The 12,472-nt window shown below is 70.5% G+C and carries 14 protein-coding genes; 9 read left to right on the top strand and 5 right to left on the bottom strand.

Annotated features, from left to right (window positions below):
• Positions 1-285: 285 nt before the first annotated feature.
• Positions 286-618 carry a hypothetical protein gene (locus DQ384_RS09930; RefSeq protein WP_147268719.1) on the bottom strand — a complete coding sequence of 111 codons (333 nt, stop codon included), beginning with the start codon at positions 616-618 and terminating at the stop codon, positions 286-288.
• Between the two features lie 19 nt (positions 619-637).
• Between DQ384_RS09930 and DQ384_RS41170 the strand changes: the two genes are divergently transcribed.
• From DQ384_RS41170 to DQ384_RS09960, 7 genes are all read left to right on the top strand, one after another.
• Positions 638-790, top strand: a complete 153-nt coding sequence (locus DQ384_RS41170) for a hypothetical protein (protein WP_181871122.1) — start codon at positions 638-640, stop codon at positions 788-790.
• Between the two features lie 12 nt (positions 791-802).
• Positions 803-1,795: a class F sortase gene (locus DQ384_RS09935; RefSeq protein WP_245966341.1), complete on the top strand. Its 993-nt coding sequence runs from the start codon at positions 803-805 to the stop codon at positions 1,793-1,795.
• An 86-nt stretch (positions 1,796-1,881) separates the two neighbouring features.
• The gene (locus DQ384_RS41175; RefSeq protein ID WP_181871123.1) at positions 1,882-3,723 is read left to right on the top strand and encodes a hypothetical protein; all 1,842 of its coding nucleotides are present in this window, start codon (positions 1,882-1,884) and stop codon (positions 3,721-3,723) included.
• 169 nt (positions 3,724-3,892) lie between these two features.
• Positions 3,893-5,038, top strand: a complete 1,146-nt coding sequence (locus tag DQ384_RS09945; protein ID WP_114028407.1) for an acetyl-CoA C-acetyltransferase — start codon at positions 3,893-3,895, stop codon at positions 5,036-5,038.
• A 706-nt stretch (positions 5,039-5,744) separates the two neighbouring features.
• A complete protein-coding gene (locus DQ384_RS09950; RefSeq protein ID WP_181871124.1) occupies positions 5,745-6,173 on the top strand; it encodes a hypothetical protein in 429 nt (142 codons plus the stop codon).
• Positions 6,167-6,400: a helix-turn-helix transcriptional regulator gene (locus DQ384_RS09955; protein ID WP_114028409.1), complete on the top strand. Its 234-nt coding sequence runs from the start codon at positions 6,167-6,169 to the stop codon at positions 6,398-6,400. Before DQ384_RS09950 ends, DQ384_RS09955 begins: the two co-directional genes overlap by 7 nt.
• Complete coding sequence (locus DQ384_RS09960; protein ID WP_114028410.1) at positions 6,397-7,368, top strand: NAD(P)-dependent alcohol dehydrogenase; 972 nt, start codon at positions 6,397-6,399, stop codon at positions 7,366-7,368. Before DQ384_RS09955 ends, DQ384_RS09960 begins: the two co-directional genes overlap by 4 nt.
• A gap of 26 nt (positions 7,369-7,394) precedes the next feature.
• Here DQ384_RS09960 and DQ384_RS09965 read toward each other — a convergent pair whose 3' ends face one another.
• The 4 genes from DQ384_RS09965 to DQ384_RS09980 all read right to left on the bottom strand — a co-directional run bounded on the left by DQ384_RS09965 (position 7,395) and on the right by DQ384_RS09980 (position 10,994).
• Positions 7,395-8,750 carry a sensor histidine kinase gene (locus DQ384_RS09965; RefSeq protein WP_114028480.1) on the bottom strand — a complete coding sequence of 452 codons (1,356 nt, stop codon included), beginning with the start codon at positions 8,748-8,750 and terminating at the stop codon, positions 7,395-7,397.
• 84 nt (positions 8,751-8,834) lie between these two features.
• Positions 8,835-9,554 (bottom strand): response regulator transcription factor, encoded by a 720-nt coding sequence (locus tag DQ384_RS09970; protein ID WP_114028411.1) that lies wholly within the window; start codon positions 9,552-9,554, stop codon positions 8,835-8,837.
• A gap of 11 nt (positions 9,555-9,565) precedes the next feature.
• Positions 9,566-10,114, bottom strand: coding sequence for a DUF5666 domain-containing protein (locus DQ384_RS09975; protein WP_147268720.1), 549 nt, complete (start codon positions 10,112-10,114; stop codon positions 9,566-9,568).
• Positions 10,115-10,262: 148 nt separating this feature from the next.
• Positions 10,263-10,994: a class I SAM-dependent methyltransferase gene (locus tag DQ384_RS09980; RefSeq protein WP_114028413.1), complete on the bottom strand. Its 732-nt coding sequence runs from the start codon at positions 10,992-10,994 to the stop codon at positions 10,263-10,265.
• A gap of 272 nt (positions 10,995-11,266) precedes the next feature.
• Between DQ384_RS09980 and DQ384_RS09985 the strand changes: the two genes are divergently transcribed.
• Positions 11,267-11,749 carry an RNA polymerase sigma factor gene (locus tag DQ384_RS09985; protein ID WP_245966342.1) on the top strand — a complete coding sequence of 161 codons (483 nt, stop codon included), beginning with the start codon at positions 11,267-11,269 and terminating at the stop codon, positions 11,747-11,749.
• Positions 11,736-12,470, top strand: a complete 735-nt coding sequence (locus tag DQ384_RS09990; protein ID WP_114028415.1) for a hypothetical protein — start codon at positions 11,736-11,738, stop codon at positions 12,468-12,470. Before DQ384_RS09985 ends, DQ384_RS09990 begins: the two co-directional genes overlap by 14 nt.
• The last annotated feature ends 2 nt before the right edge of the window (positions 12,471-12,472 follow it).

The following is a 12,472-nucleotide window of genomic DNA, read 5'->3' on the forward strand; positions in this document are numbered from 1 at the left end:
TGTGGGTCCCAGTCCCGTCACGTACTCCTGTAGCACGGGGACCGGCGCGGGTGCCGCCACGGCTACTTACAACTTCCAGGTCTCGCTGGACGGCCCGCTGACAACTCCGTCCCCCAGTTCGACGGTGACGTTGACTTGGGTCATCGCTCAGCCGATGGCGACTCCCAGCTTCACGGCCACGGCAGCCATTCCGAACAACCAAAGCATCGTCATCGATGGTGAGCTGCTGGCCAGCGGTCCTCCACTTGGGGCTGGCACCACGGTAACCCCGAAGCCCACGACGACTCACACGCCGCTTGCCACGGTGTCTGCGGGTTCCCCCATCCCGATCCCGACTATGACCGCCACGTTGGTGCCGACGGCGGTGGGGACGTTTACGGTCAAGCCTGGAGACTTCAACTTGACGGTCGGCTCTGGGACGACGGCTACTTCGTATAAGTGCACCGTCGCGTCAGCAGCCGTGCCTCCTACCGCGACGCCCCTTCCGTTGACCGTCGTGGTGGCCTCTCCTAGTGCGTCCGCTTCCAACACGCCGTCGACCACTCCCTCGGACACGCCGACGCCCACGCCGACGACGACCACGCCGAAGCCGACCCACACCGTCTTCGAGACCGTCACCAAGAAGCCGACTGACCAGGTGACGAAGAAGCCCGCCGGTGGTGCGGCGACCGGTGGTGGTGGGGACGCGGGGCCGGACGGGCGGGTGTTCGTGGCCGTCGGTATGGCGCTCGTCGTCGGGGCCGGGATGGGCGGTCTGGTGATCCGCCGTCGTCGCCCGAACCGGGGCTGATCGGAGTCCCGCGTGACGACGCCTCCCGAATACCCTGACGAAAACGGGTACCCGCACGCCTTCCCCGGCGACGCGGGCGCCCAGGGCGTGCCGGGATATCCACAGCCTGTGCAGGGCCAGCCGTACATGCCGCAGGTCTACTACCAGTACCCCGGCCAGCACGGGCCGGACCCATGGGGACAGCACGGTCAGCAGGGGCAGCGCTCCGACCGTGGGCAGGTCATGCGCGGCGTGCTCATCCTCGCCGCGGTGGCCGGTGTGGTCACGGTGGTCGTCGGGCTGCTGTTCATGGTGAACGCGCCGGACGAGTACGGGCTGGCCAACAGCCGTACGCCGCTCAAGTTGCAGGCGCAGCCGTCCACCGGCGGGCTGGCCCCGTCGGTCGGTCCCGGCGGTCTGGGCCAGCCGCTGACGCAGGCCGTGCCGTCGGCTCCGCCGCCCGTCCCGTCGCTGCCGCCCGCGCCGCCGATGCAGCCGTCGAGTCCCAAGCGGCTCATCATCAAGAAGCTGGGCATCAACGCGCCGATCAAGCCGGTGGGGACGGACAAGCAAGGGGCGATCGAGACTCCGCCCATCAACAACCCCAACCTGGTCGGGTGGTACCGGTACGGGCCGACGGCGGGCCAGTCCGGGCCTGCCGTGATGCTCGGCCACAAGGACACGACCTCGCGCGCGGCCGTGTTCAGCCGTCTCCACGAGATGCAGTACGGCGACACGATCGAGGTCACGCGGATGGACGGGACGGTGGCCATCTTCACCGTCGGCGGCATCGAGCAGGCGGACAAGCAGACGTTCCCGACGAACCGGGTGTACGGCAACGCGGACGCGGCGGAACTGCGGCTGATCACGTGCGGCGGCACGTACAACCGGGTGACCGGCCACTACGTGGACAACGTGATCGTGTATGCGCGGATGACCGGCACGCGGAAGGCCTCTTCGTCGACGTCCTCCCGGTCCTCGGGGTCGTCGCAGTCTTCGGGTTCGTCCACCGCCGCCTCACGCTGACGCAAGGTCCTAGCGAACGGCTCAGTCCGACATCTCGCGAGAAAGCAGGCCCTAAGATCATCCTCTTACATAAGTAAGGGGATGACATGTTCCGCCGCCGATCAGGCCTGTTCGTGGCCGGGCTCTACCTGGTGGCCGCGGCCGTCGCGGCGGTGGCCGTCGTCGTCACCGGCAAGATCGACCCCCTCTGGGTGATCGCCACAGGGTACACGCACACCATGTTCGTCGCGCTGGCCACAGGGGATACGCCCCTTGGGGCCGTGGCGGCGATGCTGGCCGTGGTGGTCGGGTTGAAGGCCTGGATGCTCTGGCAGGTCCTCACCCTCCCCGCACGCGCGCAGAGGCCCACCGACCGGAGGGTGATCTGGCTGCGGCGCCTGCTGTACGTGGCCGTTGCCCAACTCGTCATCCCCTGGACGCCGCTCGAATGGCTTCCCGGCGAGGTCGGACACCTGTTCGACCTGCTCGTCTGGGTCCCGCTGCGGGTGCTGTTCGTCCTGGTCCTGATGGGCGTGTCCAAGCGGTTCCGGATCCTCGGCCTGGCGGTCGCCATCGCGAGCACGGTGCTCCTCACCCTGGAGCTGCCCGGCGAAGTGCTCGGCATGTCAATGCCATGGCCTCTGGCGATGGCCGGCTCCCTCGTCACATTCGCCTGGCAGGTCGTGATCCTCGTCGGCCAGCGGCGGGACGGACGCTGGAGCGGTGCCACGATCACCATCGGGAGACTCGACCTGGGGTTCGCCCTGGTGATGACGCTGTCCGCCGTCGCGGCCGGCGGTGCCAGACTCGGCACGGACATCTCGGTCACTACCCTGCTCATGGGAGAACTGAACGTCTTCTTCGTCGTCTGGTTCGCCCGCTCGGCACGCGAGCTCACGGACTTCGGCGCGCGCGTTGTCCACGTGCGGCACAGGCGGTCCCGGCTGCTCGCGGTGGCCTCGGCGGCGGCCGTGACCCTGCCGCTCCTCGCGGTGATCGAGTCCGAGACGACCCCGCGGCTCGTCTACAGCGGCTGGGGCGACGACTGTCACGACTGGACTCTCGACGGTCGCCGTTTCGGCGACACCCGGCCGCAGGACAGGGAGAGGGCGTTCCTGTGCCATGCGCGCGACGCCTGGAGCACCACCTCGCCGATGTTCCCGGACGACCTCCCGGACCAGCGCGTCCTCGCGTACGGCCGGCTCCTGTGCGCGGTGTCCGGGCGTGATGGGCAGCAGGGGCCGCAGGCGCCGGAGAGGCGCGAAGCGGTGCTGGCCGACGCGGGGGTCCCGCGCAGTGCCTGGGGCGCCGACTCCGACGTCCTGGTCTACCTGTGCCCCGAGGTGATCCGGGCCCGCGCCCCGCACGCGCTGAACTCCGAGGCCGACGCGCGCGCGGACCACGCGCGGTTCATGGCCGAGGAGAACGCGCGCTGCGCCGATCCCTGGCCGGGGACGCGGGCCAGGCGGCAGGGGACGGCCGCTTACTTCCTGTTCGAGGGCGGCGGGTACGGCGTGTACGACCCTGACGACACCTCCGAGGAGACCTCCGAGGATGCCTCCGACAAGGGTCAGGACGACGGGTTCGTCCACGGCGCCGGTGGTTCTGTGTCCGTGACGACGTACGGCGAGGGGCCGATGTGCCTGACCGTGAAAGGGTTCGAGTCCGCTCCGCCGCTGCGGCTCAAGGGCTGGGAGCAGGTGTCCGAGGTGGGCGTGGTCAACCGCAGCGGCCGCTTGGTGGTGCCCTATTTGGACGAGAACGTCGACATGGGGTCCGGGAGACGCCTGCCGAACCTCGCCGTGAAGGGTCCCGGGCGGTACCGGGTGCGGGTCTACGCGCGGCAGGTGGACGACGCCCCGGACCCCTACGAGCAGCATCTGGTCGTGGTCTTCCCCGGACGGTCGACGAAGAAGATCGTTCACCGGGACCGGCCGCTCGATTCCTGATCCTCCGGCCCGAAGGCGCGAGCGGACGTGAGCGGACGTGAGCGAGGGTGAGCCGGCGAGCACGGGCTGGCGCGGATGGGCGCGGCCGGTCGTGGAGGATTATTCTGTTATACGCTCGAAGTACCGAACATTGCTCGGTTTTAGGTGGGACGGAACCCAGGAGGGCACTGTGGCAGAGGCGTACATCGTCGGGGCGGTCCGTACCCCGGTAGGCAAGAAGAAGGGCGGCCTGTCCACCGTCCACCCCACCGACCTGGCCGCGCGGACGCTCAAGGCCCTCGTCGAGCGCACCGGCGTGGACCCGGCCGCGGTGGACGACGTGATCATGGGCTGCGTGATGCAGTTCGGCCCGCAGACCATGGACATCGCCCGTAACGCGTGGCTTTCGGCCGGCCTGCCGGAGACCGTGCCCGGCGTCACCATCGACCGGCAGTGCGGCTCGTCGCAGCAGTCGATCCACTTCGCGGCCCAGGGCGTCCTGTCCGGCACGCAGGACCTGGTGGTCGCCGCCGGCGTCGAGTCGATGAGCATCGTCCCCATCGGCGTGACGGTCACCGCCGCGCTGGAGAAGGGCATGCCGTTCCCCTTCGGCGACATGTGGGTCGAGCGGTACGGCAAGCAGGAGATCTCGCAGTTCCGCGGCGCGGAGCTGATGTGCGAGAAGTGGGGCTTCACCCGCGACGAGCTGGAGCGGTACGCGTACGAGAGCCACCAGCGGGCCGCCAAGGCCGTCGCCAACGGGTACTTCAGGGATCAAATCGTCCCGGTCAACGGCGTCGAGGACGATGAGGGGCCGCGGGCGGACACCACGCTGGAGAAGATGGCCGGGCTGAAGACCCTGCGCGAGGGCGGCGTGATCACCGCCGCCACGTCCTCGCAGATCTCCGACGGCTCGGGGGCCGTGCTGATCGCCTCCGAGCAGGCGGTCCGCGACCACGGGCTCACGCCCCGCGCGCGTGTCGTCACGCTCGCGCTCACCGGCGACGACCCGGTCTACATGCTCACCGCGCCGATCCCGGCCACGCGGCGGGCACTGGAGCGGTCGGGGCTGTCGATCGACGACGTGGACGTGATCGAGATCAACGAGGCGTTCGCGCCGGTCCCGCTCGCGTGGCTCAAGGAGATCGGCGCCGACCCGGCCAGGACCAACCCCAACGGCGGCGCCATCGCGCTCGGCCACCCGCTGGGCGGCACGGGGGCGATCCTGATGACCAAGCTGCTGCACGAGCTGGAGCGGACGGGCGGCCGGTACGGGCTGCAGACCATGTGCGAGGGCGGCGGCCAGGCGAACGTCACCATCATCGAACGCCTCTGATCCCGGCGGGCTGCCGAGTCCGGCCGGCCCGCGAGGCGTCACCGGTCGATCAGGGCGAGTGCGAATGAACGCGAACGAAAGGGGCGGCGCTCCGCCCTCGCCCGACCGCGGATAGGGGGCCGCGTTCGAGGGCGAGGGCGGAGCGCCGCCGTCACAGGGCCGCCCCGGGGGTGGGGTGGTCCTGTCCTGGGCCGGTCAGCGTCCCTTCGGCTGGCGGCGGGGCGGCACGCGCCGTACGGGCACGCGCGGCACCGGAACACGCCGCGGGGCCGGGGCCTGGCGCCGGCCGGGCTGTGGAGTAGGGCCCGGCTGGGCGCCGCGCTGGGATACCGGCAGGGGGAAAGATCGGGCACGCATGGGCGTCTCCTTACAGATGACTCGACGCGGCAGGGATGTTCACGCCGCTCGGAGCTGACTCAGCCACCGCGTCTGGACGGACGGGGATCAGAAAGCCGAGTGCCTGCGGACCGGTCGTCTAGGGGACCGGTCGCCGCCATCAGTAAGTGAAGATGCGCATGGCATGACGGTACGAGGGCGGGCGGATCCGTCGCAACTGATTTATCGGGCATCCGATCCGGCCTGGTCGCCCCCTGAGTCCGCCTCGCCCCTGGTTCATCGCGGTTCATCCATCTGGTTCCCGGCTCGACCGCGCCGGACGATGTAAAGAAAACTAGACATGATGTCGCCGCTGCTTTACATTCAAGGCATGGCATCCGAAGAGAAGAGTGCGTGGATCATGGGATTGGTGGCGATAGCCGCCTATGCGGTCTACGCCGTGATCATCCTGGGACGGGCGGGTCAGACCCCGTTGGCCCAGGTGCCGTACGCGGCGCCGATGCTGTGGAGCATCGGGGGCGCCATCCTGGCGAACATCGTGCTTCGCGTCGCGGCCGCGGCCGTCTCACCCGGGGACGCCGGGAGGAAGGACCAGCGCGACCGCGAGATCTACCGGTTCGGCGAGCACATCGGCCAGTCGTTCCTCGTCATCGGGGCGGTCGCCGCGCTGCTCATGGCGATGGCCGACTGGGACCGCTTCTGGATCGCCAATGCGATCTACCTGGCGTTCGTCCTCTCGGCGATCCTCGGGTCCGTGGCCAAGATCGCCGCCTACCGCTGGGGTTTCCAGCCGTGGTGAAGCCGACCAGGGTCACGAACGCCATCAGGGCCCTGCGGTTCGCGCACGGCGAGATGACCCAGGCCGAGCTGGCGGACCGCATCGGCGTGACCCGCCAGACCGTCATCGCGATCGAACAGGGCCGCTACTCGCCCTCGCTGGAGGTGGCGTTCCAGATCGCCCGCGTGTTCAAGGTGCCGCTCGACGAAGTGTTCCAGTATCCGGACAGTGAAGGGGAGGCGCCGTGAAGGCGATCGTGCAGGACAGGTATGGCACCGAGGATGTCCTGAAATTTGATGACATAGAGCGGCCGACGGTCGGGGACGACGACGTGCTCGTCCAGGTGCGCGCGGCAGGCGTCGACCAGGGCGTGTGGCATCTGATGGCCGGCCTGCCGTACCCGCTGCGCCTCGCGGGCTTCGGCGTCCGCAGGCCCAAGCTCCGCGTCCGCGGCCGTGACGTCGCCGGTCGCGTCGAGGCGGTCGGCCGGAACGTGACCCGGCTGAAGCCCGGCGACGAGGTGTTCGGCACCTCCGACGGCTCCTTCGCCGAGTACGCGCTCAGCCGCGCCGACAGGCTCGCGCCGAAGCCGGCGGGCCTCACGTTCGTGCAGGCGGCGGCCGTCCCCACCTCCGCCTGCACGGCCCTCAAGGGCATTCGCGACGCGGGACGGGTGAAGGCGGGGCAGAACGTCCTGGTCATCGGCGCGGGGGGAGGCGTCGGGACGTACGCGGTGCAGATCGCCAAGGCGTTCGGCGCCCGGGTCACCGGCGTGTGCGGCACGACGAAGGCCGACCTCGTCCGCTCGATCGGCGCGGACGACGTCATCGACTACACCCGCGAGGACTTCGCCGACCGGGCGCACGGCTTCGACGTCGTCCTCGACATCGCGGGGCTGCGGTCGCTGGCGGTCCTGCGGCGTGCTCTCACGCCCCGGGGGACGCTCGTCATCGCCGGGGGCGAGGGGGGAGGGCGCTGGCTGGACGGCACCCACCGGCAGATCCAGGCCCTCGTCCTGTCCCCGTTCGTCCGGCAGGACCTGCGGCCGCTGGCGTCGTCCGAACGTACGGAGGACCTTGAGTTCCTGACCGGCCTCGTCGAGTCCGGGAAGATCACGCCCGTCGTCGACCGGACGTATCCGCTGAACGAGGCCCCAGAGGCCATCCGCCACCTGCGGGAAGGCCGCGCCAGGGGCAAGTTCGTCGTCACCGTCTGACCTGCGGGAAGCCTTCGGTCCGCCGGTCAGCGGACCGCGAGGTCCGGGATCTCCACCCGCACGATCGTCCCCTGCCCGGGCAGGGAGCGCAGGGTCGCCTGGCCGCCGTGGGCGGTGGCGATGGCCTGGACGATCGCCAGGCCGAGGCCGCTGCCGTTCCCGTCCCCCGCCGAGGCGTGGTGGAAGCGGTCGAAGGCACGGGCGGCGTTCTCGGGTGACATCCCCGGCCCGTCGTCGCTCACCTCCAGCACCACCGGCGGCTCCAGCCGTACGCTCGCCGCCGTGCCGGGCGGGGTGTGGGCCCGGACGTTGGCGAGCAGGTTGACCAGCACCTGCCGCATCCTCACCTCGTCCACGACCGCGACCAGCTTGTCCGGCGCCGACAGCGTCACCGGATGCTCGGGGTTCAACGCGGTGAAATCGTCCACCACGTCCATCGCCACGCCCGTCAGATCGACCGGTTCCACGGTCAGCGGCGCGCCCTTGTCCAGCCGGGCCAGCTCCAGCAGTTCGGAGACCAGGCGGGTCATGCGCGTCGCCTCGTCCTCGATCCGGCGCATGACCTGCGGCACCTCGTCCTCGGGGATCGCGCCCTGGCGGTAGAGCTCCGCGTACCCGGAGATCGTCGTCAGCGGGTTGCGCAGCTCGTGGGAGGCGTCGGCGGCGAACCGGCGGACCCGCTCCTCCGACGCCCAGCGGGCCGCGAACGCGTCCTGGATGCGGGTGAGCATCACGTTGATGACCGAACCGAGGTGTCCGGCCTCGGACTTCCCCTCGGGCATGCGGGCCGACAGGTCGCCCCCCTCGGCCACCAGCCGGGCGGTCGTCGCCATCCGCGACAGCGGGGCGAGCCCCTTGCCGATCAGCGACCTGCCGAGTAGCGCGAGCAGCACCATCAGCACGGCCCCGGTGACCAGCTCGGCGACGACGAGCTGGCTGATCGAGTCCGTGACCTCGTCCAGGGGGACCGCGAAGACGGCCACGCGGTTGCCGACCGCCATGCGGGACGCCGCCGCGCGCAGGCGCTCGCTGAGCGCGAAGGGCTTGCCGGTGTCCGCCAGCGCGCGCAGCCTGGCCGCGCCGAGCGCCTCCAGCATCGCGGGGACCTGTGAGGCCTCCTTGTCGTCGCCCGACACGAGCCGCCCGCGGTTCGTCGTGAGGTTCAGCACGGCCACCGCGTACGTGGGGCTGGAGTTGACCAGCGCGACCCCGCTCGCCCGGTTGAGCCGGTCGGCGGACAGCTTGGCGGCGGCGGCCAGCGACGCGTCCGTACGGTCGATCATGTGCCCGCGCAGCACGAGGACGCTGACGACGGACAGCGCGGCCAGGCCCACGAGCGTGACCGAGAGCAGACCGGCGAGCAGGCGTCCTCTGAGCGTCATCACCATGCCATGGTGCCTGGTATCTGCTGCTCAGGGGTGAACCGACCGTACAAGGCGGGTGGTAGGTGCTCGGACATCGGGCGCTCAGGCGTCGTGTGCGGGCCGCAGCGCGTAGCCGACGCCGCGCTGAGTGTGGATCAGCGACGGGCCCAGCGGGTCCAGCTTGCGGCGCAGGTAGGAGATGTAGGTCTCGACGACCTGGGACTGCGTGCCGAAGCCCCAGACGTGCTCCAGGAGTTGCGCCTTGGTGAGCACCTGGCCCGGGTGGCGCATGAGGAAGGCCAGCAGCCGGAACTCGGTGGGCGACAGCTCCACCAGCGTGCCGCCGCGCCGCACCTCCCACCGCGACTCGTCCAACTCCAGGTCGGCCACCTTCAGCACCGCATGGTCCGCCGCGGACGGCCCGGTGTCCTCGGACGTACGACGCCCGCGCCGCAGCACGGCCCGGGCCCGCGCCACCAGCGCCTCGACCGAGAACGGCTTGGTGACGTAGTCGTCGCCGCCCAGCGTGAGGCCGTGCACGGTGTCGGCCGGAGTGTCGCGCGCGGTCAGGAAGATGACCGGGACGTCGTCCCCGGCGGCGCGCAGGCGCCGGCACAGCTCGAAGCCATCCAGATCGGGAAGCATCACGTCCAGCACCACAAGATCGGGTGAGCCGGACATCGCCAGCTCCAGCGCCTCGTACCCGCGTGAGGCGCTCACCACCTCGAACCCATGGAAACGGAGCGCCATGCCCACCAGGTCACGGATGTTGCGCTCGTCGTCCACGACGAGGACGCGGGGCTTGCTCGGCTGGTCGCTCATACGGGTTCGGGTCACTCCTTGGGGCGTTGGGGAACCACCACTCCCTGCGCGGTGCGGGCGTCGCCGTCGGGCCGTCCCAGGACGAAGACGGTGTCGCCGGCCGCCAGCGCGGACGCGGTCGCCTTGGAGCCATTCTTCCGGACTTTTGTATCGGCGTTGAGCGTCCACGTCCAGGTCACGCCGTCGGCGCTCTTCACCGAGAGGGAGGAGGCGGAGGCGGTGGTGACCGCGCCGCGCTGCCAGGTGTAGACGGCGAAGCCTCCGCCGCGCGCCCGTACGGTCGATTCGCCGTGGATGCCGAGGAGCAGGCGCCGGTCGTTCAGCCGGAGTCGCGGGCGGTCCGCCTTTTCGGCTTGGTCCTTGGCCGGAGGCTGGTCCTGGTCCTGGTACTGGACGAGCGCGACGGCCTCGGCGGCGTCGGAGGAGTCGGCGGCCGACAGCTCGTACGGGACGCCCGCGGAGGCGTCGGCGTGACGGCCCACGGCGACCCCGCCGAGCACCCCCACGGCTAAGGCGCCGGACACGGCAGCGGCGACGAGCGCCTTGGATGCGATTCTCATACCAACAGATCACCGCGCCGGGCTAGGAGAAGTGCGAGGAAATCCTGTGATATCGCCGAGAAGCGCGAAAGCGGCCGTCAGCGCCCCCGGGCGCGGGTGAGGACATCCAGGTCCGGGCCGGCTCCGCGGGTGGCGGACGTGGTGTCCGTCAGTGGGGGACTCGGGCCACGCAGAAGACGGTCTGACCGAACGGCGGACGGATGAACCGCTCGATGAAGCGGGTGGTCGGGACCACCGTGCGGTCGTAGATCTTGACCAGCCTGGGGTCCGGGTAGCCGACGCCGCCGCGGCGGACGGCCGCCCACCACGCGATGCCGCCGAGGAAGTTGATGGGCTTGAGGACCTCGGCCTCCAGGCCCGCCTTGGCGACCGTACGGCCCAGCGTCGCGGGCGTGTAGCGGGTGACGTGGCCGACCTTGCGGTCGAAGTCCCCATAAAGCTGCATATAGCCGGGCACCCAGATGATGATGCGCCCGCCCGGCTCGGTCACCTTCGCCAGCGACCGCAACGCCTCGGCGTCCTCCTCGATGTGTTCGAGGACGTTCATCATCACGACCGTGTCCACCGGCTTGGCCAGCGGGATCTCGGTCGGCAGGCCGAACTGCAGGACCTCGATCTCGTCGCGCCCGTCGAACCGCTTGGCGAGCCGCTCGACGCAGTAGGGGTCGAAGTCGCTCACCACGAGCCGGTCGAGGCGCGGAAGGAACTGCTCGGCGAAGTGGCCGAGGCCCGAGCCGATCTCCAGCATGGACCTGCCGACGTGCGGGGCGACCATGTCGAACTCGTACCGCCGGTAGTTCTTGGCCTCGTCGCCACCGAGGTGGTTCTCCAAGGCCTCGTCGCCGGCCGCCGGTTGTACCACGCGGTCATACCCAGACATGCGTCCCGTCCAGCTTCGCTTACTCGAAGACCGCAGCCCCTGTGGGGATCACGGTCACGGATGGGCTCCGAGTCTAGCGGCCCGGCTCCGCGAGGGTTCCCCGTTCCCCGGGAGCGCGGCCGGAAACGGTTTTCGACGGGGCGACGCGGATCCTTTGCGCGCGGAGCGGATCGAAACTACCTTTTCAGGCGAACGATCAGCCAAGGAGCCCCCCGACGGACGACGACGAGGCGATAACCCGGTCACTGGCCGGGGACCTCGCCGCCTACGAGGTGCTGGTCACGCGCTACAGCGCGGTGGCCCACCGTACCGCCGCGCTGCTCGGCGCCGGCGACGAGGCCGAGGACGTCGTCCAGGATGCCTTCGTCAAGGCGTTCCGGTTCCTGTCCGGCTTCCGGCGGGACGCGGCGTTCAGGCCGTGGCTGCTGCGGATCGTCGCCAACGAGACCCATAATCTGACCCGCTCACGGGGGCGCCGCGCCGACCTGGTCCTGAAGATCGGCGTCGAGCCGGAGACGCGTACGCCCGACGACCCCGAGGGCGTCGCCATCGCCGGAGACCGGCGCACCCGGCTGCTCGACGCCGTGCGGGCACTGCCCGAGCGGGAACGTCAGGCGGTGGTCTGCCGGTATTTCCTACAGCTGTCGGAGGCCGAGACGGCGGAGGTCCTCGGGTGGCCGCTCGGCTCGGTGAAGTCCCGGACGTTCCGGGGGCTCGCCAAGCTGCGGAAGGAGGTGGGTCATGAACTCTCCTGACGACCTGGAGTCCGAACTCCGCGCACTCGGCGATGCCCTGAGCACCCCCGACCCGCGGCCATCCGACGTGGCCCACGCCGTCCGCGCCCGGCTGGAGGGGCCGGGGACCGAGCCGCTGACCGACGGTGGGAGGCGAAGGCGCCACCGGTGGCGGTGGGCCGGCGCGGGGGTGGCCGTGATCGTGGCCGTGCTGGCCGGGCTCACCCCGCAGGGGCAGGCCGCCGTGGGGCACATCCTGCGTTTCGCGGGCATCGAGGTGCACGTCGACGAGCAGCCGGGGCCGCTCCCCAGCGGAGTGCCGAGCCCCTTGCCCGGCGAGCGGCGCGTCACCCTGGACGAGGCCCGGCGCACGGTGAGGTTCCCGTTCTCGGTGCCGACGGTGCTGGGCGACCCGCAGGACGTCCGGGTCAGCGACGGCGGCCGCGTGGTCTCCCTCTTCTGGCCCGGGCTCCGGCTGGACGCCTACAACGGCGTCCTCAGCCCCGTCTGGCGCAAGGATCTCGGCGGGCCGTTCCCCGAACAGGTCATGATCGGCGGCTCTGAGGGCTGGTGGATCTCCAGCCCTCACCAGGTGACCTACCTGCCCTACGACGGCGGCGAACACACGATGCCCCGCCGCGCCGAGCCGACCCTGATCTGGCAAAAGGGCCTGGTCGGCTACCGCCTGGAAGGCCCCGCCAACGTGGCCCAAGCCCGGAGAATCGCCGAATCCGTCCGCTGACG

Origin of the sequence: Sphaerisporangium album (assembly GCF_003323745.1) — a bacterium.
GTDB classification, from domain to species: Bacteria; Actinomycetota; Actinomycetes; order Streptosporangiales; family Streptosporangiaceae; genus Sphaerisporangium; species Sphaerisporangium album.